The sequence below is a fragment of the Leucobacter chromiireducens genome, assembly GCF_051993095.1.
In the GTDB taxonomy this organism is placed as follows: Bacteria; Actinomycetota; Actinomycetes; order Actinomycetales; family Microbacteriaceae; genus Leucobacter; species Leucobacter chromiireducens.
In genome coordinates this window covers 2667096-2690892 of sequence record NZ_CP197024.1, presented here as the reverse complement: position 1 = coordinate 2690892, position 23797 = coordinate 2667096, and the positions used below count along the sequence as shown (strand labels likewise).

Below are 23797 nucleotides of genomic sequence, written 5' to 3'. Positions count from 1 at the left end.
ATTCTTCCGTTTCGGTGGGTGGGCGCCAGCGAACTGACTACCCGAGGGTGGTGGGGGTGCGTCCCCAGAGGGACAGGAACTCGTACGCGATGTGGGCCGCGGCGAGCGAGGTGACGTCGGCGTGATCGTAGGCGGGCGCGACCTCAACCACGTCGGCACCGACGATGTTGAGCGGTGCGAGCCCGCGAAGCAGGTAGAGGAGTTCCCGGCTGGCAAGGCCCCCGGGCTCGGGGGTGCCGGTGCCCGGGGCGAACGCGGGATCGAGCACATCAATGTCGACCGACACGTACACGGGGCGATCGCCCAGCCGGCGGGTGATCTGCTCGAGGATGCCGACGAGCCCGGTGGTAGCGAACTCGCTCGAGTGCACGGTCTGGAACCCGACCGCGCGGTCCTCCGCGAGATCATGTGGGCCATACAGCGGGCCGCGAATGCCGACGTGCATGCACCCTTCGGGATCGAGGAGTCCTTCCTCGGCCGCGCGGCGGAAGGGCGTGCCGTGGTGCATGGCCGCGCCGAAGTACGGACCGAACGTGTCGATGTGCGCATCGAAGTGCAGCACGGAGATGGGGCCGTGGTGTCGGGCGAGCGTTTTGATCGCCGGGTATGCGACCGTGTGATCGCCGCCCAGAATGACAAGTTTTCCCGCGCGCTCGCGCGCTGCGGCAAGCCCGACGAGCATCGCCTCAACCGCGCGGTCGATGCCGAACGGCGTGACGGCAAGGTTGCCAACATCCGCCACCTGGTGCTGCGCGAAGGGGAACGCATCCAGCTCCACGTTGTAGGGACGGATCAGATGGCTCGCCCCACGAATCCCCTCGGGACCGAAACGCGCGCCCGGGCGGAAAGTGACGCCGGAGTCGAACGGAATGCCGATGACCCCGGCTTGGGCCTCGCCCACACTCGCGAGCGACGGCAGCCCCGCGAAAGTGCCGGGCCCCGCGAAGCGCGGAACCTGCGAGAAGTCCACCTGTCCAGTGATGGGCGAACCGTCGGCGCCAACGCTGGTCGTGTACGGGATGTCGAGGCTCATGCGGCCACCTCCGGGTTGAGTGAATCGGCTTCGACGCGGTGCGCGGCGGGGGCCCGCACCACGATGACGGATAGGCCGGCGTGCGCCGTGGCCGCACGCAGCTCGGCCTCCAGTTCGGCTTCGGACGTGGGGCGCGCGACATGTGCCCCAAATCCTTCTGCGATGACCCCAAGGTCGTGCGCTGTGGTGCGCACCCCGGCGGGCTGGATCTCGGCGCGGTCAAACGACACTTCGATCTCCCGATAGCCGCCGTTGTCCCAGATGACCATCGTGACGTTCGCGCCGAGGTCGCGTGCGGTGGCGAGCTCGGGCAGGGTGAAGAGCGAGCTCCCGTCGCCGGCCAGTGCAACGACCGGGCGGTCGGGTGCCGCCACCGCCGCACCGATCGCCATGGGGAGCGCGGGGCCGAGCGTGCCGTAGCCGTACGGCGCGAGCCAGCGCCCCGGCGTATCGAGTGGGAGGAAGTGGTGCGCCTGGTACGCCACCTGGGCGGAGTCGGCGGTAAGAATCGCGTTCTCGGGCAGTGCGCGGGCAATCGCCTCGATCCACGGCGTATGCGGATCCCGCGCTCGCTCCTCGGCGAAGCCAGCGCGCGCGGCGGCTGCACGCCCGGCACCGGCCCGAGCCTGAGCGGGATCTGCGGGGGTGAGTTCCGCAAGCATCGCCGAGGCGAACTCGCCCACGCGCAGAGGAAGCGTGGGGCGGGTCTGGCCCGGATGCGTCACGTCGGGATCGATGTCCACGCGGAGCACGTCTGCCAGCCTCGGCTCTTCCGAACCCGTGAATAGCACCTCGAAGTCCGAGAGCTCGGTGCCGAGGGCGACGACGAGATCGGCGTCCGACACGAGTTCTTGTGTGAGCGGAAACGGCATGCTGATGCCGACGTTCAGCGGGTGCGCCTCGGGAAGCAACCCCTTCGCGTTGCCCGTGAGTGCTACGGGCGCAGCAAGCCGCTCTGCGAGCTCGCGCACCGCCTGCCCATCGTGGCGCGCGCCACCGCCCGCGATGACCACGGGGCGCGAGGCCTGGGCGAGCACCTCACGCGCTGCCGCGAGGTCGAATTCGGGCGTGGGATCGCTGAGCGTCGCCGCGCTCGCCGCAGCGGGGCGGTGCAGCGCTCCCACCTCCTCCTCAAGTAGATCGCGCGGGATGCCGATGTAGACGGGACGTGGTCGCTCGGTCTCCCAACGGCGGAACGCCTCGTCAATGAGCTCGGAGACCCGCGCGGCGTCGGTGACGGTCTCGCTAAAGAGCGTGAACGGCCGGAGCACGGGGGCAAGGTCGGGGGTGTCGTGCAGCGTGCCGCGGTGGGCGCCGAGCTGTGCGCGTGTGACGGTCGAGCCGATGATCAGCATGGGGATCGAGTCGTGCCAGGCCTGCGCGATGGGGGTCAGCGCATTGAGCACGCCGGGCCCCGTGATCAGGTAGCAGACACCCGGCGTGCCCGTCACCCGCGTGTACGCGTCGGCCATGAAGCCGGCTCCCTGCTCGTGGCGCGGGATCGTCACCGACAGCCCGCTCTGGTCGATGTCTCGGAAGAGCTCCAGCGTGTGCACGCCGGGAATTCCGAAGATCTGTGAGACGCCGTACTCCGTCAGCAGCGCACTAATGGCCTGTCCGAGCCGCATTCGACCCATCCCCTCTGCGAACGACACTGTTCGCGATGTTTGCTCAAGCGATACTCTGTGAGGGAATACTAAACACCGGGCTCGGGTTTCGTCAACGGGAAAATCCGGGCAGGATAGACACACGGTGGGGCACACGGCCCCGCACTGCAGGAGTCGGGGAGTCCCATGACCGAACGCACCACCGCGGCGAGGCCGCCGCGGCCAGCGGCCTCGGCGCAGCTCGAACAGATCGGGTTTCGGCTGCGCGTTGCGCGGGAGGAGCGCGGCATGACGCTGAGCAGCGTGGCCGACTTCACCGGGCTGACGAAGGGCTTCATCTCGCAAGTGGAGCGAGGCCTCACCTCGGCCTCTGTCACGTCACTTGCCGCGATCTGCGACGCACTCACGATGCCCATGGGGCGGCTCTTTGACCCGCCGCAGATTTACGTGAACCGCGCGGAAGGGCGCGAGCCCGCGTTGATGATGGGCGACGGCGTTGCCGACACGGTGCTTTCGCCACCCGGTCAGAGCGACACGCAGATCATTGAGACATGGGTAGAACCCGGCGGCGGCTTCGAGCCCGAGCCATACCGCCTGCCCGTCGACCGAGAGTTCGTCGTGGTGCTCGCGGGCACACTCGAAATGCAGATCGAGGCGGAGACCTTTCTGCTCGGCGAGGGCGACGCGATGAGCTTCAACGCGCGCCACGCACACCTGTGGCGCAACCCCTCCGAGACCGAGCGAGCGCGCGTGCTCTGGGTGCTCACCGCGCAGGTGTAGCGCCGGGCGAGCGGCCGCGTGGCGCGTTAGGCCTCGGCCAGCTGCGCCTCATCCATGATCGTGTACGCGTAGCCCTGCTCCGCAAGAAAGCGCTGGCGGTTCTGCGCGAAGTCCTGATCCACGGTGTCGCGAGTGATGAGCGTGTAGAACGACGCGGTGGCACCGTTCGACTTCGGCCGCAGCAGACGACCGAGACGCTGGGCCTCCTCCTGGCGGGAGCCGAACGAGCCCGAGATCTGGATCGCCACGGACGCATCCGGGAGATCTACGGAGAAGTTCGCCACCTTCGACACCACGAGGATCTTCACGGCGCCCGTGCGGAACAGGCCGAACAGCTCCTCGCGCTCGTCGACGGGGGTCTGCCCGGTAATGAGCGGGGCGTTCAATGCCTCCGCCATCGACTCCAACTGGTCGATGTACTGCCCGATGACGAGGATGCTCTCGCCGGGGTGGTTCGCGATGATGCGCTGCGCCACACGCTCCTTCACAGGCGTGCTTGACGCGATGCGGTAGCGATCCTGATCCTCCGCGATCGCGTACTCCATGCGCTCCGCCTCACCGAGATCGACGCGTACCTCGAAGCATGCGGCGGGGGCAATAAAGCCCTGCGCCTCGATGTCCTTCCACGCCGCGTCGTACCGCTTCGGGCCGATGAGGCTAAACACGTCGCCCTCGCGGCCGTCCTCGCGCACGAGCGTCGCGGTGAGCCCGAGTCGGCGGCGCGCCTGCAGGTCAGCGGTGAGCTTGAACACGGGGGCGGGGAGCAAGTGCACCTCGTCGTAGACGATCACGCCCCAATCCTGCGCATCGAGCAGTGAGAGATGGGCGTACTCGCCCTTCCGCTTGCTCGTGAGGATCTGGTACGTGGCGATGGTGATGGGCTTGATCTCCTTGATCTGGCCCGAGTACTCGCCAATCTCGTCCTCAGTGAGTGAGGTGCGTCGCAGCAGCTCGTCGCGCCACTGCCGGGCAGACACCGCATTCGTGACGAGGATCAGCGCTTTCGCGCCGACCGCAGCCATCGAGGCGGCGCCCACAATCGTCTTGCCCGCGCCACATGGCAGCACGACCACACCGGAGCCGCCCTTCTGGAACGCCTCGACGGCCTTCGCCTGGTAATCGCGAAGCTCCCAATCACCCTCGGCGAGCGCGATGTCGTAGGGCTCACCCGGCGTGTAGCCGGCGAGATCCTCGGCAGGCCAGCCGCGCGCCACGAGCTGCTGCTTCAGCTCGCCCCGGGCCCACGGCTCGACAGGGTACGTGCGGTCGTCGAGCTTGTTGCCGAGCAGCGGCGCAATCTTCTTTGCGCTCGTGACCTCCCGCAGCACCGCGGGATCCTCCGAGCGCAGCACCAGCGCGCCCTCGTCGTCGCGCTCAATGGTCAGCCGACCGTAGCGCCGCATGGTGTCGGAGATCTCGCTCGCCACCCCGCTCGGCACGGGGAACTTCGCGTGCCGGTTCAGCGTGTCGAGAATCTCTTCGGTGGTGTGACCTGCGGCGCGCGCGTTCCACAGCCCGAGCCGCGTCACGCGGTAGGTGTGGATGTGCTCGGGAGCGCGTTCAAGCTCCGCGAACACGGCGAGCTCGTGCCGCGCATCCTCGGCGTCGGGGTGCGCAACTTCGAGGAGGACAGTGTGGTCGCTCTGCACGATAAGTGGGCCGAGAGTCATAAGGATCTATTCTACCCGCGTTGCTCGTGAAGGCGGTGGGGAGGCTCGGCTACACGGCCTCGACAGCGGTGATCATGCTGACGGGCAGTGTGCGCTCAACCCCGGCGATCTGGTCGGTGGCGCGGAGCCTGCCGCCGGACACCGAGACGGGGAGGAGCGTGAACTCGTGGGTCTGCCCGCGTGCCTCTGCGGTGACCCGAACCGCTCGCTTGTCGCGCATGGCCAGCTCGAGCCGACGCGTGAACTCGCTGGCGCCGGGCTCGGCGCGGGCCGCGGTGTGCACTCGGTCAACGAGGGCCGTGAGCGCCTCGGTGAGCGGAGCAACCGCTTCCTCGCTCGCGGCGATGGGCGCGGTTTCCGAGGTGGGCAGCGCGATCGCTTCGGTGCCCGTGCCACCGCTGGCCGTGGCGGCCGGTGTTGCCGAGACGAGGGCCGAGCTCGGCTGATAGCGCGCGTCGGCGAGTGCCGAGAGCACGTGTTCCGGCCGCAGTCGCGAGAACAACTGGGCAGCGCCGTCGGCGGTTGGGAGGCCACGCATCAGCTGCAGGTGCTGCAGCGCGCGGTCGACGAGCAGCGTCTCCGCGAGCTCGGGTCGCGCCACCGCGAGCCGAGTTCGGCCCTCGTCGCCGTGGTGATCGTGGACGATGAGGTCTCCGACGCGCTCGGCGCGATGCGTGAGCAGGTATTCGAGCGGCTGCGGTACCCCGGTGAGCGAGAGCCGCGACACCACCGCGCGCACATCCTCCGGGGTGATGCCCTGCTCGAGTGCTTCGCCGAGACTGGTGTCCGAGATACGCCGAGTGGATGCGACGCCGATTTGCTCAGGTGCCGAGAACGCCGCGAGCAGCGCTTCGTCACGCGGGGAGAGCGGGCCGGGGATCACGACGCTCAGATCGGGCTGCACATAGACGCCGGGAGCGGTGTCGGGGGTGTCCCGCGCGATCAACTCAGCCGCTGCCGCGTGGTCGCCCGCGAGCAGTGCCAGCGCTGGCGCCGAGAGCGCGCCGTGCACGGTGCAGCCGAAGTGTTCGGCGACCTCGGTGTAGTTCTTGGCCGCCGTGCGCTCCGCCGCAGGCAGAAGCGGGAAGCGGTGCGAGATCCGAGTGTGGGCACCCGTGAGCGAGCCGGGCGTCTCCGCGAGCGTGCGACGCAGCGCCGGCGGCATCCCGGCGAGGAGCGCCTCGGCGAGCTGCTGCCAGCGCGCGCGGTGATCCCGATCGAGCCACTCCGGGGCCGCGGCGGCCGCAACGAGGAGCTGCGCGTCCGTGTGCGCGGCGGTGAGCCCTGCGGTGGCGAGGGCGCTGAGCACGTGTGTGACCACGGACACATCGATTCCGGTGGCTTCTGCGAGCTGTCGCACAGATGCCACTGCGACGGTGCCGTTGCGATTGAGCTTCGCGGGGCGCGCAGTGAGCGCGCGGAGCGCCTCGGCCGACTGACCCACCGCGGTGAGCGCGGGGGAGTACCAGGTTGCGGTGCTCGCGCTGGGCTCGGCCGAAGACGCAGCTGCTGACCTAGCCGCAGTCACGCCCACGGCCGCCGTCTCTGTCTCCGGGGCGGTCAGCTCGGCCGCCGTGACTCCGGCCTCCGCGAGGGCCGACACCAGTGCATCCGTCACCTCGGGAATGGCAACGGGTGCGCCCTGCTGCAGCCCGGTAAGCCCCAGCGCGGTGAGGTCGGACAGCGCGGTGGGGGAGAGCGCTTCGGGATCCCGATCGAGATGCAGCAGCGTCGCAAGATCCGCGCGCTCGAGATGCAGGATCGAGCGCAGGATCGAATCCGCGCGCAAGAGCTCAGCGGCGAGCCCGATCGGATCGGTGATCCCGGCGGCCGCGTACGGGCGCCGCGCCGCAACGAGTGCGTGCAGGGCGTCGCGATCCATCTCCGCGAGGGCGGAGGCGAGCGCGAGGGTGCCACTCATGAGGCGCGAGTCCGGTCTCAGCCCTGGGCGTTCCGGCGGAACTCGCGGCGGCGGCGAGCCTGGCTGACGATCAGCAGCACAACCAGCAGGACGAAACCGATCGGCAGTGCGATGAGCGAAATGCCGTACACGATGGGCCACAGCCCCTCGGCCATCGCCTCGCGGTTGTTCAGGCCGACGATCAGCGTCGCGAAGAATGAGAGCAACGCGGCTGCAATGATCGTCAGCGAGCTGTACGCAAGAATCCGCTCGAGAATCGACGGGGTGCTGGGTTCAGTGGACATCCGCACCATTTTACCGCGTTCAACCTCATCGTGGGGAAGAAGCTGGGGCGGTAGACTTGCGTGGATATGCGGGCGCGCACCGCCCAGCACGTGTGTGCGGGGGCGGGGAACGAGCGCCCGCCGAGACGGAAAGGAACGAGGCATGCCGAACGGCAAGGTCAGGTTCTACGACGAAGACAAGGGCTTCGGGTTCATCCAGGGCGAGGATGGCGCGCAGGTGTACCTGCACGCGTCCGTGCTGCCCGCTGGCGTCGAGGTGCAGCAGGGCACCCGCGTGGAGTACAGCGTTGCTGATGGGCGGCGCGGGCCGCAGGCACTGTCGGTGCGCGTGCTCGATACCCCCAAGCTTGCGAAGCGCAACCGGAAGTCGGCTGACGAGATGGCGATCATCATCGAGGACCTCGTGAAGCTGCTTGACGGCCTGGGCGGACGACTGAAGAACGGGCAGTACCCGGAGCGCGCTCAGTCGCGTCAGGTCGCCACCATGCTGCGTCGCGTTGCGGATGACTTCGATGTCTGAGGCCGGGGCAGCGCCGGTGAGCGCAGAGGTTGAGGCCCCGGTCGAGGTCGTCGCTGATCCCGTGCTGCTTGGATCGCGTGAGCAGGCGCGTGCCGCACTGCTCGAGATCACCGATGCGGCGACGATCGGCGCGGATGAGGGGTACGAGGCGCATGAGTCGCACGTGCTCACCCTGTTCTTCGAGTGCCGCCTGCCCGGGTACCCCGGGTGGCGCTGGGCTGCGACCCTGGCGCGGGTGGACGAGGAAGCGCCGGTGACGGTTCTTGAGGTCGAGCTGCTCCCCGGCGCCGGTGCCGTCGTGGCGCCCGAGTGGGTGCCCTGGTCGGAGCGTCTGGCGCAGTATCGCGAGACGCAGGCGCGTCAGGCCGCGGAGGAGGCTGCCGCTGCGGAAGCGGCCGCTGATGAGCTGCGCGACGAAGACGAGATCGCGGGCGACGAGGACCTGCTCGAGAACGACTTCAGCGATTTTGACGACGATCTTGACGGTGCGGACATCGACGATCTCGACGGTGGCGATTCGAGTGCCGATTCGGGCGACGCGGACGACGACGATGACGATGACGATGAGGATCGGGCTGACGAGTCCGACGACACCGAACTCTTTGCGGACGATGAGTCGGATGACGATGACGCGGACGACGACGAGTCGGATGGTGACGATGATCATGACGATGACGAGCGGGCGGACCGCTCGTACTGAGCAGCCCCACCGCTGAGCGCGGCGGCCCGGAATTCCGGGCCGCCGCGCTCTTTTTTGTCGCCCGACACGCAAAATACGTAATTTTCCCGGATCCCCTGTTTCTCGACTTTCCTTAACGTTTCCCGTGGGTGGGGACTCGCAATGCGATCGCTGTGATCGCTTGCGCACTCAGCACTGTCTGAGGGGGAAAGGGAAAACGATGGGGTACACGGACCTGCACCGCGCAGGGCGCCGGGGGGCGCACCGCGCGACGCGCACGTCGAATCGACGACGCCAGCGCACGACGCTGCTCGCGTCCGCGGCGGCGCTCGCAACGGCGCTGCTTGGAGCAGCACCAGCACTCGCAACTGACGGGAGTGCGAATCAGGTGTCCGCGGCCGCTCCCGCCCTGCGGTGGCAGGCCGTCGACGCGGCACAGCAGCCGGTGACTGGTGCGACCTTCGAGGTGCAGCGCGCAGACGCACGCGACGGTGACATCGTCGCCAGCGTGGTCGATAACACCGGGCAGGCTGACTACACGGGCCTCGATCGGGATCCCGCCCCGGGCGTCTTTTCGCTCGGCGAACTGCGCGACGCGAAGGATTCCTCCCGCACGGAGAGTCTTGCCGCCGGTGACGCGCTGCTCGTGCGTCTCGCGCCAGGAGGCGCAGATGAGCCCGCCGGTGCTTGGCAAGAGGTGACCGCGGGCAGCGCCGATGCCGCCACGGAGCCCGTTCCCGTGCAGGCGGTGCGCGTGGATCCCGCGACGCCGGCCCAGCCGGCCACCCCTGAGGCGCCCACCACCCCTGATGGGGAGGCAACGACTGCTCCCGAGGCAACGCAGCCGAAGACAACGAAGGCCGCGCCGAAGGACGCAGCCGCGGCGTTGACGCCGCTGGCCGCTGGTCCGGACGCTCCCGGTGTGAGCGCGCCGTACGTGTACTGGCGTGCGGTGGATCCGTCGGGTGCACCGCTCGCAGGTGCCACCTTCGAGTTGCAGGGGCCGCGGCAGAGCAATAACAACTGGACGAGCACCTACACGATCACCGATTGCACCTCGGCGCCCTGCACGGGGCTCGACCGGGATCCCGATGCGGGTGAGTTCCAGGTGAAGTTCCTGACGCCCGCGACGAACCCCACAAGCACGTCCGTGTCGACGAGCTCGGTGTATCGCGTTCGGCAGACCGCCGCTCCCGCTGGCTACTCAATAGCTTCAACCGCGTGGCAGGAGATCCCGCGATCCGGCAACACCGGGAACTGGGGCGGCCAGACCTTCAACTTTGGCGATTTCACCAGCACCCCGATCCCCCCGGCAAAGATCATCGTGTCGGTGGGTGGTGACCGCACCAGCACGGGTGGTGTCTCGAAGCTTGCTGGAGTGACTCTGATGCTGAACACCGGCAACACGAGCCCGAGCGGTACTCGCCCTGACGGGGTGAGCGGATCCGGTGCGGGCTGGGCACGCTGCGTCTCCGACGCAAACGGTGAGTGCACGTTCGACGTGCCGAACACCCAAAGCGGTGGCGCCAATCGCGATCAGCGCTACTGGGTGGTGCAGCCGAGTACCGGCGCGCCAACCGGCTGGTTCACGAACGCGTCACTCGGCACGGGAAGCAACGGTGCAGCGACACTCAACAGCTACGTCTTCCGGACCGGCAGCAACCTGCGCTCCGGCAGCAGCTACCTCTCCACGAGCGACTTCATGTACAACTCGGCAATCGCGTCCAGCAACAACTACACCGAAAATGCCTCGGCTGGCGTATGGCAGAACTCCCGGACGAACCCGGCACTCACGCAGAGCTGTGGCATTGACGTTGCGCTCATCATGGACTTCTCCGGCTCGGTGGAGGGCTCCGTGCCCGCGCTGAAGTCGGCAGCCGGTGCGTTCGCGGACGCGCTCGTGGGCACGCCCTCGCGAATGTCCCTGTTCTCCTTCTCGACGAGTTCCCCGGCCGAGACGGCCAGCTCAAACTACCCGGCGCTGACCTCGGTGGCCACGCAGAGCCAGGCCGATGCGTTCAAGGCTCGGTGGAGCAGCTGGGGCGCCAACGGCGGCACGAACTGGGAGCAGGCTCTCGTCGCAGCGTCTGATGCACGCGCAAGCAACCCATACGACGTCGCCATTGTGATCACCGACGGCCAGCCCACCTTCTGGGGCTCGAACGCATCGGGGCCTGGTGATTACACCCGCATGGTCGAGCTTGAGAAGGGCATCTTTGCGGCGAACGCGCTCAAAGCACAGAACACCCGCGTGATCGCGTTCGGTGTGGGCGCCGGCGTCTCAGGGAGTGCAAACGCAGCGAACCTGGCTGCGATCTCGGGCAAGACCGTGAACAGCGACTACTACCAGACGAGCAACTATCAGACCGCGGGGAACACGCTGCGGGCGCTCGCACAGGGCGCGTGCAAGGGGCAGCTCACCGTCACGAAGATGATTGTGCCGAACACCACACCCGCGGGGCAGATCACGGGAGCGACCCCGGCGCCCGCTGGCTGGAACTTCGCAGTGTCGGATCCGGCCCAGGGCGTTACCCTGCCGAACCCAGCAACGCGAGTGACCGAAGACGATGGCACGGGCACCGTGGCATTCCCGCTCACCTACGGGACCGGCGTCACGAGTGGTGCGGTGACGATTGCGGAGACGCAGCAGCCGGGCTATCAGATCGTTCCGGTCAACGGGAAGAACGCCGTCTGCACGAACCTCGTAACGAGGCAGCCGGTCACCCCCATCAGCGATGTGACGAACGGCGTGCGAGTGGCTGTGCCGCAGAACGAGACCGTCAACTGCACCGTGTACAACCGGGCTCCCGACCAGTCGGCCACTGTGCAAGTGGACAAGGTGTGGCGCGTGCTTGATGAGAACGGCACGGAGACGGGCCGCTACCGGATCCCGGGCGATGAGGGATCGCTGCCCCAGGGACTCGGCGCTCAGCTCACGCTGACCGGACCGGCCAGCGCCGGGGCGACCCCGCAGCAGTGGGGGACCCCGCGCTCAGGCTACGCCGCGAACAACACCGTGACGCTGGCGGAGACCACTACGATCGACGCCGCGAAGTTGCCCGGCTGCACGGTCACCTCGCAGCAGCTCACCAAGCGCGGCTCGGTCGCGGTGACCGAGTCGGTGCCAGCTCAAGCGACGCTGACCCCAGGCGCGAACACGTTCGAGATGACCAACACGGTGACGTGCACCTCGAAGCTCACGCTCCTGAAAGAGGTACGCGGGGGCACCGCGAGCCCCGCGGGCTGGGACCTCACGGCAGCCCCGCAGGGCGGTGGCCAGGCGAAGACCGTCTCGGGCGCAAACACGCGCTCCGCGGCGAACACCTTCGCGGTGACCCCGGCGAAGCAGTACGCGCTCTCTGAGGCACTGCACGATCCGGCCACCCCGCTCGCGTACCTCCTCGACCGCGTCGAGCGCTGCGTCCCCGACACCACCGCACCCGGTGGGTGCGACTGGACCCAAGTGGATGAGAGCGCTCCCGTCTCGGTGGGGATCGGACAGCACGAGGTCTACCGCTTCGTGAACGTCTCCGCCCCCGGGCTTGAGGTCCCGTTGACCGGAGGTGTGAGCTCTGACGCGCTCAACATCGCCGGCGCAGGCCTCGCCGCCCTCGCACTGCTCGTCGGATCGCTCAGTTGGGCACACCGCCGACGCAGGGAAGCCCGCGCATAGTGCGCGGCACACAGACCAGGGCGCGGCCAGAACTGGCGCCGCCCAGCAGGGCCCGCACCGCAGGCCCACATGAAATGAACCACCCAGGAAGGACACCCACCATGAGTCAGAACGGACGCGGGGGAACCCCGAAACGAGCGCTTGCTGCGCTCGCCGTATCCGCTATCGCGCTGCTCGGCGCGGTCGGCGCAACCACGCCCGCGTTCGCTGCCCCGGAGCTCGGTGGCATCGACCCGAACGCGAGCGGCTCGATCATCGTGCACAAGCACGAGCACCAGACGGGCACCACGCCCGTGACGAAGAACCCGGACGGCTCGGGCGCTGACATTCCCACGCCCGGAATCAAGGACGTCACCTTCACGGCGTACCCGCTGCTGAAGGGCGGCGCCGCGATCGACCTGAACGATCCCGCCGCGTGGGATCAGCTTGCCGACCTCACCGCCGGTGCCGACTGCACGGCGCCGAGCGGCTACGAGCTGGGTACCCCACTCGCTCCCGCGGTCACCGGGGCCGACGGCACCGCGACGATCCCCACCGACGTGGGCGTCTACGTGGTGTGTGAGACGGATGCTCCCGCGCAGGTCGTTGACCGCGCCGCTCCGTTCATCGTCACCGTGCCGTATCCCTTCGAGGGCACCTGGCTCACTGACGTGCACGTGTACCCAAAGAACGGCGTCACGAGCGTCTCGAAGACGATCAACGCTCAGCAGGGCCTTGGCCTCGGCAGCACGGTCGAGTTCCCCGTGACCGTGAAGGTGCCCGCGCTCGCCGCAGGCCGCACGTTCGCGAGCTTCGATATCGCGGATACGCTCGACGCACGACTCACCCCGTCTCCCGCCGCGAACGGTATCGGCGTGGGCATCAAGAGCATCACCGTTGACGGCACCCCGGTGACCGCGGCGAACTTCGGAATTGCCGCCTCCGGCCAGACCGTGACGCTCTCTTTCACCTCGGCGCCCGGCCTCGACTACCTCCGGAGCCTCGCGGGCAAGGAGATCGTGGTGACGTTCCAGGCAACGGTGACCACGCTCGGTACCGGCGTGATTGAGAACACCGCGTTCGACTCCGTGAACGGCAAGAAGTACACCACCAACAAGGTGACCACGAACTGGGGCGACGTTGTCGTCAAGAAGGTGGACGCGAAGAGCAAGGCGACGCTCGCCGGCGCCAAGTTCGAGGTATACGCGGCAAGCGATCCCTACGCGGCTGACTGCACGAACGCGACCCCCACCGGTTCGGCCCTGCAGGTGAGCGGCGCGAGCGAGTTCACGACGGGCAGCACCGGCCAGGTGACCGTGCCTGGCCTCTTCGTGAGCGACAGCGAGAACGACACGAAGAACGCTGCGCAGCGCTGCTACGTGCTCAAGGAGACCGCGGCTCCCGCGGGCTACGTCACCCCGACCGGCGCTGCTGCGCTCTTCCCCGTGGCAGTGAAGACCGGTGCAACCGCCGGTGTTGACGTGACCGTTGAGAACGTGCAGCAGAAGGTTCCGGGTCTGCCGCTCACCGGCTCGGCCGGCGCGCTGATGCTCTCGGTCGCGGGCGGAGCACTGCTCATCGCCGCGGCTGGCACCGGGCTGATCATCTCGCGCCGTCGCACGGCACGCGCCGAGTAACACCCCTTCCGGGGCTCGGCTGCGGCTGAGCCCCGGTCCCTGACCGGGCCGGCGGGGGATTTCCCCATCTCCCGCCGTCCCCTCTGAGAAGGAGCCCTTGTGTCGCAGCAGACCCTCGCCGAGGACCACACCACAGCTTCCTCGGCTGACACGGGGTCGTCGACCGGCCCTTCTCCCCACCCACCGGGCTCGGTCCGCCGCTGGCGGAGACCGAGCCCGGTGGTCCTCTTCGTTGCGCTGCTCGCGCTTGCCGGCATCGCGCTGATCCAGGCACCGAGCATCGCAACCTGGTACTCGCAACTCGAGTACTCGCGCGAGATCGTGGGCCTCAACCGCGACACTGGCGCGGGGGACGTCACCGCGCGTGCGGCCGAGCTCGCCGCGGCGCGTAGCTACAACGAGGGACTGACTGGCGCGGCGGTGGTCGCCGCGGGGCAGCGGATCCCCCAAGCCGTTTCAGACACCGATGGTGCAGACTACGACGGGCTACTCGCGAGCGACGCGTCGGGACTCATGGCGCGGATCAAGATCCCCAAGATCGACGTTGATCTTCCGATCTACCACGGCACCAGTGATGACGTGCTCCAGCAGGGCGTTGGGCACCTCGAAGGCACCGCGCTTCCTGTCGGCGGCCCCACCACGCACACCGTGCTCACGGGCCACCGCGGGCTCGCGAAGGCAGAGCTGTTCAACAACCTTGACCAGTTGACGCCGGGCGACACGTTCACGATCGAGGTGTGGGGCGAGGTGCTGACCTACCGCGTTGCCGAGACAAAGGTCGTGCGGCCCGATAAAACCGAATCGCTCTACCCAGTATTTGGCAAGGACCTCGCGACCCTGATCACGTGCACCCCGCTCGGGATCAACACGCACCGCATCCTCGTCACCGGGGAGCGCGTCACGCCCACCCCGCAGCGTGATCTTGACGCGGCAGGGGCCGAGCCCACGATCCCCGGCTTCCCCTGGTGGGCCGTCTGGTCGGCCGCTGGGGTGCTGGGCGTCGCCGGATATGTCACGGCAACATGCCGCGTGCGCGGCACCGCTGCTCTGAAGAACAGCCATGCCGCGCACGCGCGGGTGTAGTGCTTAGCTGAGGCGCTCGAGCACGTAGTCGATCGATGCGGTCAGGGCGCGCACGTCGTCCGGCTCGATGGCCGTGAAGGTGGCGATGCGCAGCTGGTTGCGACCCAGCTTGCGGTAGGGCTCCGTGTCAACAATGCCGTTCGCGCGCAGTGCGGCGGAGATCGCCGCGGCATCCACCGAATCGTCGAAGTCGATCGTGACGACCACCTGCGAGCGGTGGTCGGGGTTCGTGACGAACGGCGTGGCCACCGCGGTGCGCTCGGCCCAGTCGTACAGCACGGCCGAGGACTCGGCGGTGCGAGCCGCGGCCCAGGCCAGGCCACCCTGGCCATTGATCCAGCGCAGCTGCTCGTCCATCATGGCGAGCGGCGCGAGCGCCGGGGTGTTGAGCGTCTGGTTCTTCCGCGAGTTCTCAATCGCTCCTGCGAGGTTCAGCGTCTCGGGGATGTAGCGGCCCGAGGAGGTGATCCGCTCGATCCGCTCAATCGCGGCGGGCGAAACAAGCGCGAACCAGATGCCGCCGTCCGATGCGAAGTTCTTCTGCGGGGAGAAGTAGTACACGTCGGCCTGGGAAGCGTCGAAATCGATGCCGCCCGCTGCGCTCGTCGCGTCAACGACCGTCAGTGCGCCGGCATCGCCAGCAACGCGCTGCACCGGCGCCATGACGCCCGTGGAGGTCTCGTTGTGTGGGAACGCGTAGACGTCGATGCCCTCGGCGGGCGCGAACTCCGAGCGGGATCCCGCATCCGAGCTACGCACATCGGGTGCCTCGAGGAAGGGAGCTGCCGCAGCAGCCTTGCCAAACTTTGCGCCAAACTCGCCAAACGCGAGGTGCTGGCTGCGGCGCTCGATGAGCGAGTGCACGGCCGAATCCCAGAACGTGGTCGCGCCACCGTTCGCAAGCAGGATCTCGTAGCCCTCGGGGGCGCTGAACAGCTCTGCAAGCCCGGAGCGGACGCTGCCCACGAGGTCCTTCACGGGAGCCTGGCGGTGCGAGGTGCCCAGCACGCGCGGCTGCAGCGATGCGAGGAAATCGAGCTGCTCTGAGCGAACCTTCGAAGGGCCGCACCCAAAGCGGCCGTCGGCGGGCAAGAGGTCTGTGGGGATCGAGATGTCGGCCATGCGCACGATTCTACCGGGGGAGTACACCGCAGTTTCACGGTACGCATGCCCTAAGCTGGTGGCCGGACTGATGAGAGGACGGCGATGACAGATCTGATCGACACGACGGAGATGTACCTTCGCACGATTCTGGAGCTCGAAGAAGAGGGCATCGTCCCGCTTCGTGCCCGGATCTCTGAGCGACTTGGTCACTCGGGCCCCACCGTCTCGCAGACTGTTGGCCGGATGGAGCGCGACGGTCTCGTGGTTGTGACGGACGATCGTCGCCTCGAGCTCACGGAGCCGGGTCGCACGAAGGCCGTTCGAGTGATGCGTAAGCACCGGATCGCGGAGCGGCTCCTCGCCGATGTGATTGGCCTCGAGTGGGCCTATGTGCACGAGGAAGCGTGCCGCTGGGAGCACGTGATGAGCGAGCGCGTCGAGCGAAAGCTGCTTGGCATGCTCGGCAACCCCACGGAATCGCCCTACGGGAACCCGATCCCGGGCCTCGAGGAGCTCGGCTCCACCCGCGCGGGCTCGTTCCAGACGGGTGTGACCGGTCTCGGTGACCTGCTGATCGACCAGGAGCTCGTGCTGCGTGCGCGGATCCGGCGCCTGGCCGAGCCCCTGCAGGTCGATCCCGAACTGCTTGAGCAGCTCGCGGCCGCGGGTGTGACACCCGGAAACCATGCTTCCTTCGCGCGACGTGGCGACACCGTTCACGTCGAGGTCGAAGGATCAAATGAAGCGATCGATCTTCCACTGGAAGTCGCCGCGCACATTTTCGTCTCGCAGTAGAGGCACCCCGCAATAGCGGTGACTCCCTCCGAATGGAGGGAGCCCGGCCTCGTGCTGCCCACAATGGAGTTGATAGACAGAGGAGTCCCTGGTGACATTGCCCACCCCCGAAGCGCATGTGCGCGACGTAACCGAAGTCGTTGAGCGCAGAAGCGCAGGCGAATCGGAATTTCTGCAGGCCGTTCGGGAGGTGCTGGACACACTCGCGCCGGTGCTCGCCGAGCACCCCGAGTTCATCGAGGGCGGCATTCTCGAGCGGCTGGTGGAGCCCGAGCGGCAGTACATTTTCCGGGTGCCGTGGACGGACGATCAGAACCGGGTGCAGGTGAACCGTGGTATCCGCGTGCAGTTCAACTCGGCGCTCGGGCCGTATAAGGGTGGGCTGCGGTTCCATCCTTCCGTGAACCTGTCGGTTATCAAGTTCCTCGGCTTCGAGCAGATTTTCAAGAACGCGCTCACCTCGCAGCGCATCGGTGGCGGCAAGGGCGGGTCGGACTTTGATCCGACCGGGAAGAGCGACGCCGAGGTCATGCGCTTCTGCCAGAGCTTCATGACCGAGCTGGTCCACCACATCGGCGAGCACACAGACATCCCCGCAGGCGACATCGGTGTGGGGGCCCGCGAGATCGGGTTCATGTTTGGCCAGTACCGTCGCATTACGCAGCGCTACGAGGCGGGCGTGCTCACCGGCAAGGGCGTCGGCTGGGGTGGCGCCGAGGTGCGCACCGAGGCCACAGGGTACGGCGCCGTGTTCTTTGCGGAGGAGATGCTCGCGCGGGCCAGCCAGGGCATCGAGGGCTACCGCGCTGTTGTCTCCGGATCCGGCAACGTCGCAACGTACGCGATTGAGAAGGTCGAGCAGCTCGGTGGCAAGGCGATCACCGCCTCCGACTCAAGCGGCTACATCGTCGATGAGGCAGGAATTGATCTGGATCTGCTGAAGCAGGTCAAGGGCGTGGAGCGTGCGCGCATCTCCGAGTATGCGGAGCGTCGACCGGGGTCGCACTATGTTGCGGGCGGCTCGGTGTGGGACGTCCCCGCGGAGCTTGCCTTCCCGTGCGCCACGCAGAACGAGCTCACTGGTGCGCACGCGCGCACGCTGATCTCAAACGGGGTTCGCGCCGTCACGGAGGGTGCGAACATGCCGACCACCCCCGACGCGGTCGAGGCGTTCCAGGGTGCCGGCGTGCTGTTTGCGCCGGGGAAGGCGGCCAACGCGGGCGGTGTCGCAACCTCCGCGCTCGAGATGAGCCAGAACGCTGCTCGATCCCGGTGGGACCGAGACAAGAGCGAGTCCCGTCTCCACGGCATCATGCGCGACGTCCACGAGGCGACGTACGACGCCTCGGCGCGCTACGGCAAGCCCGGTGACTACGTGCTCGGGGCGAACTCGGCCGCGTTTGTGCGCGTTGCGCAGGCAATGCTTGAGCAAGGCGTCATCTAAACAGCTGAGTTGCGCTGCGCGTGGCCTGGGAATTTCGTTCGGGGTCGAACGAGTTCCAGGCCGCGCTGGCGCCTGGAACTGTTGAAATGACGCGGCTTGTGGCGGGTTCGTGACCTGAGCGTGACATTCCCGTGATCATCCGTTACTCTTGAACGGTCGCGTCTCGTACGAGGCGCCCCAGATGTACAACCCACAAGGTGAAGGCAGATTATTCTCGTGAATCACAACCCCAGTACTGAGGTCGCGGTTTCGGACAACGCTGCCCGTCCCACGCGGGCGCGGGCAAAGCGCGTCGGCCAGATGGTCGGAGCAGCAGTCCTGAGCCTGGGCCTGGTGGGAACCTTCGGGCTCCCCGCCTACGCCCTTGCGCCCGAGGTCGAGGGCCAGCCCGATGCAGACATCGCGCTGCAGCAGAACCTCGATACGCCCGAGGTCGCCGCGCAGATTTCGCCCGTCGTCGCGCTTGATGGCGAGATTGGCGCCGCAATCCTTGAGCAGGAGCGCAAGGACAAGGAAGCCGAGAAGAAGGCTGAAGCTGACGCGAAGAAGGCTGCTGAAGAGCAGGCTGCAACCCTGAACGGCACGAGCACCACGGGTGCAGCTGCCCCCGCTGAGGGAAAGAGCTCGGCAGACGTTCCCGCAGGCAAGGGTGCGCAGGGCCTCGTGGCTGCCGCGCTCGCGCAGGTGGGTGTCTCGCAGGACTGCACCGACCTCGTCCAGAACGCGCTCGCGGCCATTGGGCTCACCGAGCGTCGCGACCAGGGTGGCTACGACCACGGTGTCTCGGACTTCTACCGCTACGGCACCCCCGTCACCGATGGCAACTACGCCCCCGGCGACATCCTGATCTGGCCGGGCGCCCCCCACGTGGCCGTCTACATCGGCAACGGCCAGGCCGTGCACGGTGGCTGGCAGGGCAACCAGACGGTGGTCGCGGGCTACGCGTCGCCGAGCGCAACGCCGGACGTCATTCGTCTCGGCTAAGAGAGCTTTTCAGAGCGGGCGGGGTTTCGACCTCGCCCGCTCTGCGTTTTCTGCGCCGGTTTCTGTTGGGTCCTGTGCGCGCGATGCGGGGTATCTGACGTGCGCTAGACTCCCAAAGGTCGCCTACGCGCGGCTCCGCCCTGGTAGCTCAGTGGATAGAGCACTTCTCTCCTAAAGAAGGTGTCGGAGGTTCGATTCCTCTCCAGGGCACAAAACATCTGAACGGTATTTCGTGTGACGCGTTGCTTTTGTGCCTAGGCCTCTTCAAGTGCTTCACGAGAGAGATCTCTCAATATCACTCCCCAACGATCCTTGGGGTAGAGGTGTGACCCTAGAACTCTTACCACGCATCCCCGTCTTTCCTCTTCCCAAAGCGGAAACTGGGCTAGAAGCTCCTATCTCCGAGCAAGAAGAAGGAAGCGGGTCTCGCCCAGGGGGATGCCCGTTTCGGGAATCAGGTTGAGGGGCTGGCTCACGTCGCGCGCGAACGCGAGTTGGGATTGCAGTGAGAGTGATAGCCTCTTCCGGTTAGGAGTTCGCTGTCCCTTGTCTGTGTCGAGTGCTGCGAGTTCCCGGGAAACTGTTTCTGGGTGGTTGCCTTACCCACGCTGACGTTGAGAAAGCAGATACAACAATATGCAGAATGGACTTTCTGGCGGGGGTGATCGCGCCGTCGACCATACCTCGAATCGCGCTGCTGGGGGACACTCGACAGCAAAGCTCGTCTCCTTGATCAGTGTCGCTGCGGTCAGCGGGTTGGTGCTCGGAGGAAGCGCCGGTGTCATGCTTGGGACAACGGCCCAATCCTCGGCAGGACATGAGACCGCGAAGTCAGGCTCCTCGCAGGAGACTGATGCGACGCCGACCACGGGGCCCGTTGAAGAAGAACAAACTCCTTCCCCGGCGGTGAGTAAACGCGGAAACCTCATTAAGCGGGTAGGCGAACGTGGTGGTATCGGGGATAGTGAGCCGCTCGAAGTGGAGTTCCTGGTCACCGGAATCACGGTCGACCCTGAATGCACCGGGGAGTATCCTCAACCCTCAAAGAACGGCCACTTCGTAAAACTGGACTTTGAAGTGGCGACTTCGTCGGAAGCGCAGGGAGAATTCGGCTTCGCGTTCTGGAAATGGATTCGTCCCGACGGGACTACGGCCAACGCGGACCCCGGACAGGACGGCAATGGGTACATGTGCCTCGCTGCAGGTGAACAATTGCCCCACTACATCGGGCCTGGCGAGAGCGTCACCGGGAGCGTCGTCCTCGATGTCGCGGACCCTGAGGGCACCCTTGTCGCGCAGCCTGCCTACGCTGGAAGCACTGGTTCGTGGACCTGGGAATGGGCGGTGCCAGCTGGGTAGCTGAGGGTTAGTTCGGTCTGCGCGAAGGAGCGCTGTTCGCCTCGCCCTGTTCGCGCACGCAGGCGAGCACCACGCCCATCGCCATGAGCGTTGAGATGAGCGACGTGCCGCCCGCAGATACGAAGGGGAGTGGCACACCGAGCACGGGGATGAAGCCGAGCACCACGGCGACATTCACCGCCATCTGTGCCGTGATCCACGCTGCAGCGCCGCCGAGGACAGCGACCGCGAACGGGTCGCGGCAGTGCCCCATGAGTGCAATGAGCACCGCCACCAGCGTGACGAACGCGAGCAGGATGACGCCTGCGCCCACCGCGCCCAGCTCCTCGCCAATGATGGCGAAGATGAAATCGGTCTCCGCCTCGGGGAGCCACGACCACTTCGCCTTTGAATTGCCGACGCCCGCCCCGAACACCCCGCCTCGGGCGAGCGCCCAGAACCCGTTCAGCGACTGCCAGCACACCCCCTGAGCGTGCTCCGTATCCGAGAGACAGTCGATCTCGATGAAGTGGATGATGCGCACCACCCGGTTCGGCTTGATGAGTGTCATCACGGCGATCCCGGCCGCGGCAAGGGCGGCGATGCCCGCGAGGAACCTCAACCGCACGCCGGAGAAGAACAGACAGCCGAACACAAGCGCCGTGATGATCATGAGCGTGCCAAGATCTCCGCCCAGCACGTTGATGAACATCGACAGCGCGACCACCGGCAGGATCGGAATGACCACGTGCCACCAGCGCCCGAGGAGCGGGAGCTTGGCGGCGAGCACGGTGGCCACCCACACGAGCAGCACGAACTTCATGAATTCCGCTGGCTGGGCGGAGATCGGGCCGAGACGCAACCAGTTGCGGTTGCCGCCGGCCTCGTACCCGAGCGGCGTGTACACGAGTAGCTGCAGGGTGAACCCGGCTCCCAGCAGCCACCAGGCCCGCCGGCGCAGCACGACGGTGGGGACTCGGCTGAGCACGACGAAGAGGGCGAGCCCGATCAACGCGTACGACCCCTGCCGAACAAACCCGGAAATGGGGTTCTGCCCGCCTGCGATTGCGGTGACCTGACTTGCCGACTGCACCATCACCACCCCGGTCACGGTGAGAAACAGCACCGCCCCGATGAGCGTGAGCGCAAGCTTTCTCAGCGGCCCGGGTCCCGGCGGCACGAGCGACCGCCGGGACCTGGGGTCCGCGGGGAGAACGACACGCTGCGTACGGCGGGCAAGCATGGTGCCCCTAGTTCACACAGGGAAGCGAGCCGGCGAGGATCGGTTCGTCCCACGAGTCGTACACCGCGAGGGGTTCGCCCGCTGCGCCTCGGCCACTGGGTACCTGTGCGGGAGCCTCATCCTCGGCGAGCTGGTTCGGCTCGTCCGTCTCGTCCAGATCCCCGTCGGTGATTGGCTCGTCGCCGGCCAGCGCATCGGGATTGTCCGCGGCGACCTCGGGCTCGAAGTAGGAGCCGTCGAGCACGGCAGCGACGACGCTCTGCACCTCGTCAATATCGACCGTGTTGACCGAGGCACCATCGATCGTCTCAAACCCGAGGATCGGCAGCGTGACGAACCGGGCGCCGCTCTTCGACGCTTCGAACGCGGTGCGCACGAAGGCGAGGATGTCGAAATCGGAGTCGAGAGCGACGTGATGCTGCGTGACATCGGCGAGCGCGAGCACGGTCTTCGGGTTCGTGAGCGTGCTGCGCTGCTTCAGGTTCGTCGCGAGGCTTGAGAGGAATGCCTGCTGTCGGCGTGAGCGATCCAAATCAGTGAGGAACGGTCCGTCGAATCCGGTGTCTCGCCGCTGCCGCACGAAGCTCATCGCCTGCTCGGCGTCGAGCTCCTGCACTCCGGCCGTGAACTGGGCGCCCGAGTAGCTGTCTTCGGTCGCCTGGTTCAGGCAGACCGTCACGGGGGCGACGGCCTCGGCAACGTAGTAGAAGCCACCCATGGTCATCTCAACGAAATGGTCGATGCGCACATCGCCGAGGAAGTGCGACACCGTCTCGATCTGCGCCTGCCGACCGGCGCGGCGCGCATCCTGGTACGCCTCCTCGTCCGAGAACTCCTCATCCGAGTAGGCAATCTCGTTCATGCGCTCCTGCATCGCGAGCCCGTACGCCTCCTTGATCTTCGAGTGCGTCACCCCCAGCGGGGCCCCCACCAGCTCGACATAGTCGTCGCGCGGGATCGAGATCACGCTGGTCTGCGATCGATCCTCGGGGATGTGCAGCAGCATGAGCACGTTTGCGTTGTATCCGCCATCATCCGCGTTGCCGGCGTGGAGCGCTTCGTAGATTTCATCGGGCAGTGGCTCGCCGTTCTGATCGACCCGCGAGTCCATGCCCATGATGAGGATGTTCTGCTCGCTCGTGTCTTCTTCGGGCTGTTCGACGAGCGGAAGCGCGAAGTCCGAGCGCACGATGCTGTCGGTGAAGTTCTTGAAGATGAGCGCTGCCACGGCGGCGCCCGCGCCGAGCACGAGCACGAGGCTCGCGGCAATCGTGGTGATGAGGCGACGCCGGCGAGACCAGCGACGTCTCGGCTGGGCTGCGTCGGGGGTAGCGAAATAGGGATCGTGCATGGAGGTTCCGTCCGTGTGGGGTGAGCTGCGATCGCGGCGCGGCAGAGCCGGGCCATCGTGAGTCACCGCGCGTCGAAGCGAAGCCTGCGTGGCACACCCTCAGTGGGCGTGCGTGTCCGTGCGAGGAGCGGTGCTCAGACGCAGAGCAACGGCGGGGTAGTGGGCACCTCGAGCGTGGGGGTGAGTGGCATCAGCAGTCGCGAGAGGCGCTGGGTCTCGCCGCGTGAGAGCGTCGGGAGCGGAACGTCGACCGCCGGGAGCGAGGCACCCGCGTGCGAGAGCGGCAGCACGTGCGACGCTGCCCCATCTGGAGCAGGCTCGTCCGCGCCGGGCGCACGCACCATGGTCATGTACAGGGTGCTCGCCTCCGCAGGCTGCGTGAGCGCAAGTGCCACATCCTTGCTCTCGATGAGCTCGGGGCGATCGCTCGGTGGCGCGATGCTCGGTGCGCTCTGCGGCGTCGCCTCAGGGCGCGGGGAGGGCACGCGCGGCGCCTCAATCTGCTCGGTGGCCTGTACCGGGGTGGCACCCGCGTGGGCGGCGTCCGCCTGCGCGAGGTCGATCATCCAGAACGCCGGCAGCAGCACCGCAAACGCGAGCAGCAGCGCCAGGGGAACGCGGTGCGTGTGTGCGCGCATCATGCTCCCATCAGATCTGGATCGGGGCCGAGCG

The 23797-nt window shown here is 67.2% G+C and carries 19 protein-coding genes and 1 tRNA gene; 11 read left to right on the top strand and 9 right to left on the bottom strand.

Features of this window, described 5'->3' with window-relative positions:
* Positions 1-37: 37 nt before the first annotated feature.
* Together speB and ACR81A_RS12220 are read right to left on the bottom strand one after the other, a co-directional pair.
* Complete coding sequence (gene speB / locus ACR81A_RS12225; protein ID WP_440311957.1) at positions 38-1033, bottom strand: agmatinase; 996 nt, start codon at positions 1031-1033, stop codon at positions 38-40.
* On the bottom strand, positions 1030-2661 hold the full coding sequence (locus tag ACR81A_RS12220; RefSeq protein WP_440311956.1) for a 5-guanidino-2-oxopentanoate decarboxylase: 1632 nt from the start codon (positions 2659-2661) through the stop codon (positions 1030-1032). The genes speB and ACR81A_RS12220 overlap by 4 nt, the downstream gene beginning before the upstream one ends.
* 165 nt (positions 2662-2826) lie before the next feature.
* On the opposite strand from ACR81A_RS12220, the gene ACR81A_RS12215 reads away from it, so the two are divergent.
* Complete coding sequence (locus ACR81A_RS12215) at positions 2827-3420, top strand: helix-turn-helix domain-containing protein (protein WP_202380861.1); 594 nt, start codon at positions 2827-2829, stop codon at positions 3418-3420.
* 26 nt (positions 3421-3446) lie between these two features.
* Here ACR81A_RS12215 and ACR81A_RS12210 read toward each other — a convergent pair whose 3' ends face one another.
* Genes ACR81A_RS12210 through ACR81A_RS12200 form a run of 3 tightly spaced genes read right to left on the bottom strand, consistent with a single transcriptional unit; the run spans position 3447 to position 7295 of the window.
* Entirely contained in the window at positions 3447-5090 is a 1644-nt protein-coding gene (locus ACR81A_RS12210) for a DNA repair helicase XPB (RefSeq protein ID WP_440311955.1), read from the bottom strand.
* 49 nt (positions 5091-5139) lie between these two features.
* On the bottom strand, positions 5140-7011 hold the full coding sequence (locus ACR81A_RS12205) for a helicase-associated domain-containing protein (RefSeq protein ID WP_440311954.1): 1872 nt from the start codon (positions 7009-7011) through the stop codon (positions 5140-5142).
* Between the two features lie 17 nt (positions 7012-7028).
* On the bottom strand, positions 7029-7295 hold the full coding sequence (locus tag ACR81A_RS12200) for a hypothetical protein (protein ID WP_237462203.1): 267 nt from the start codon (positions 7293-7295) through the stop codon (positions 7029-7031).
* Between the two features lie 142 nt (positions 7296-7437).
* Here ACR81A_RS12200 and ACR81A_RS12195 point away from each other — a divergent pair, with 142 nt between their 5' ends.
* The 5 genes from ACR81A_RS12195 to ACR81A_RS12175 all read left to right on the top strand — a co-directional run bounded on the left by ACR81A_RS12195 (position 7438) and on the right by ACR81A_RS12175 (position 14866).
* The gene (locus tag ACR81A_RS12195; protein ID WP_202380865.1) at positions 7438-7815 is read left to right on the top strand and encodes a cold-shock protein; all 378 of its coding nucleotides are present in this window, start codon (positions 7438-7440) and stop codon (positions 7813-7815) included.
* Positions 7808-8515 carry a DUF3027 domain-containing protein gene (locus ACR81A_RS12190; RefSeq protein ID WP_440311953.1) on the top strand — a complete coding sequence of 236 codons (708 nt, stop codon included), beginning with the start codon at positions 7808-7810 and terminating at the stop codon, positions 8513-8515. Before ACR81A_RS12195 ends, ACR81A_RS12190 begins: the two co-directional genes overlap by 8 nt.
* 199 nt (positions 8516-8714) lie before the next feature.
* A complete protein-coding gene (locus ACR81A_RS12185; protein ID WP_440311952.1) occupies positions 8715-12167 on the top strand; it encodes a VWA domain-containing protein in 3453 nt (1150 codons plus the stop codon).
* A 101-nt stretch (positions 12168-12268) separates the two neighbouring features.
* Positions 12269-13783: a SpaH/EbpB family LPXTG-anchored major pilin gene (locus ACR81A_RS12180; RefSeq protein WP_440311951.1), complete on the top strand. Its 1515-nt coding sequence runs from the start codon at positions 12269-12271 to the stop codon at positions 13781-13783.
* Positions 13784-13882: 99 nt separating this feature from the next.
* Complete coding sequence (locus ACR81A_RS12175; protein ID WP_440311950.1) at positions 13883-14866, top strand: class C sortase; 984 nt, start codon at positions 13883-13885, stop codon at positions 14864-14866.
* 3 nt (positions 14867-14869) lie between these two features.
* On the opposite strand, the gene serC is transcribed toward ACR81A_RS12175, so the two are convergent.
* The gene (gene serC, locus ACR81A_RS12170) at positions 14870-15988 is read right to left on the bottom strand and encodes a phosphoserine transaminase (protein WP_440311949.1); all 1119 of its coding nucleotides are present in this window, start codon (positions 15986-15988) and stop codon (positions 14870-14872) included.
* An 84-nt stretch (positions 15989-16072) separates the two neighbouring features.
* Here serC and ACR81A_RS12165 point away from each other — a divergent pair, with 84 nt between their 5' ends.
* From ACR81A_RS12165 to ACR81A_RS12145, 5 genes are all read left to right on the top strand, one after another.
* A complete protein-coding gene (locus ACR81A_RS12165) occupies positions 16073-16765 on the top strand; it encodes a metal-dependent transcriptional regulator (RefSeq protein WP_440311948.1) in 693 nt (230 codons plus the stop codon).
* 91 nt (positions 16766-16856) lie between these two features.
* Positions 16857-18209 carry an NADP-specific glutamate dehydrogenase gene (gene gdhA, locus ACR81A_RS12160; RefSeq protein WP_440311947.1) on the top strand — a complete coding sequence of 451 codons (1353 nt, stop codon included), beginning with the start codon at positions 16857-16859 and terminating at the stop codon, positions 18207-18209.
* A 216-nt stretch (positions 18210-18425) separates the two neighbouring features.
* Positions 18426-19193, top strand: a complete 768-nt coding sequence (locus ACR81A_RS12155; RefSeq protein ID WP_202380872.1) for an NlpC/P60 family protein — start codon at positions 18426-18428, stop codon at positions 19191-19193.
* A 137-nt stretch (positions 19194-19330) separates the two neighbouring features.
* A tRNA-Arg gene (locus ACR81A_RS12150) sits at positions 19331-19403 on the top strand.
* 519 nt (positions 19404-19922) lie between these two features.
* Positions 19923-20552, top strand: a complete 630-nt coding sequence (locus ACR81A_RS12145) for a hypothetical protein (protein WP_440311946.1) — start codon at positions 19923-19925, stop codon at positions 20550-20552.
* Between the two features lie 7 nt (positions 20553-20559).
* Here the strand turns inward: ACR81A_RS12145 and ACR81A_RS12140 are convergent, their stop codons facing one another.
* From ACR81A_RS12140 to ACR81A_RS12130, 3 genes are all read right to left on the bottom strand, one after another.
* A complete protein-coding gene (locus tag ACR81A_RS12140; RefSeq protein ID WP_440311945.1) occupies positions 20560-21774 on the bottom strand; it encodes a peptidoglycan glycosyltransferase FtsW in 1215 nt (404 codons plus the stop codon).
* Positions 21775-21781: 7 nt separating this feature from the next.
* The gene (locus tag ACR81A_RS12135; protein WP_440311944.1) at positions 21782-23125 is read right to left on the bottom strand and encodes an LCP family protein; all 1344 of its coding nucleotides are present in this window, start codon (positions 23123-23125) and stop codon (positions 21782-21784) included.
* Positions 23126-23259: 134 nt separating this feature from the next.
* Positions 23260-23766 (bottom strand): hypothetical protein, encoded by a 507-nt coding sequence (locus ACR81A_RS12130; RefSeq protein ID WP_440311943.1) that lies wholly within the window; start codon positions 23764-23766, stop codon positions 23260-23262.
* Positions 23767-23797 lie beyond the last annotated feature (31 nt).

Excerpts from the sequence above, each read along its gene's own strand:
- speB (WP_440311957.1), bottom strand. The coding sequence starts at position 1,033 with ATGAGCCTCGACATCCCGTACACGACCAGCGTTGGCGCCGACGGTTCG.
- ACR81A_RS12220 (WP_440311956.1), bottom strand. The coding sequence starts at position 2,661 with ATGCGGCTCGGACAGGCCATTAGTGCGCTGCTGACGGAGTACGGCGTC.
- ACR81A_RS12215 (WP_202380861.1), top strand. The coding sequence starts at position 2,827 with ATGACCGAACGCACCACCGCGGCGAGGCCGCCGCGGCCAGCGGCCTCG.
- ACR81A_RS12210 (WP_440311955.1), bottom strand. The coding sequence starts at position 5,090 with ATGACTCTCGGCCCACTTATCGTGCAGAGCGACCACACTGTCCTCCTC.
- ACR81A_RS12205 (WP_440311954.1), bottom strand. The coding sequence starts at position 7,011 with ATGAGTGGCACCCTCGCGCTCGCCTCCGCCCTCGCGGAGATGGATCGC.
- ACR81A_RS12200 (WP_237462203.1), bottom strand. The coding sequence starts at position 7,295 with ATGTCCACTGAACCCAGCACCCCGTCGATTCTCGAGCGGATTCTTGCG.
- ACR81A_RS12195 (WP_202380865.1), top strand. The coding sequence starts at position 7,438 with ATGCCGAACGGCAAGGTCAGGTTCTACGACGAAGACAAGGGCTTCGGG.
- ACR81A_RS12190 (WP_440311953.1), top strand. The coding sequence starts at position 7,808 with ATGTCTGAGGCCGGGGCAGCGCCGGTGAGCGCAGAGGTTGAGGCCCCG.
- ACR81A_RS12185 (WP_440311952.1), top strand. The coding sequence starts at position 8,715 with ATGGGGTACACGGACCTGCACCGCGCAGGGCGCCGGGGGGCGCACCGC.
- ACR81A_RS12180 (WP_440311951.1), top strand. The coding sequence starts at position 12,269 with ATGAGTCAGAACGGACGCGGGGGAACCCCGAAACGAGCGCTTGCTGCG.
- serC (WP_440311949.1), bottom strand. The coding sequence starts at position 15,988 with ATGGCCGACATCTCGATCCCCACAGACCTCTTGCCCGCCGACGGCCGC.
- ACR81A_RS12165 (WP_440311948.1), top strand. The coding sequence starts at position 16,073 with ATGACAGATCTGATCGACACGACGGAGATGTACCTTCGCACGATTCTG.
- ACR81A_RS12140 (WP_440311945.1), bottom strand. The coding sequence starts at position 21,774 with ATGCTTGCCCGCCGTACGCAGCGTGTCGTTCTCCCCGCGGACCCCAGG.
- ACR81A_RS12135 (WP_440311944.1), bottom strand. The coding sequence starts at position 23,125 with ATGCACGATCCCTATTTCGCTACCCCCGACGCAGCCCAGCCGAGACGT.
- ACR81A_RS12130 (WP_440311943.1), bottom strand. The coding sequence starts at position 23,766 with ATGATGCGCGCACACACGCACCGCGTTCCCCTGGCGCTGCTGCTCGCG.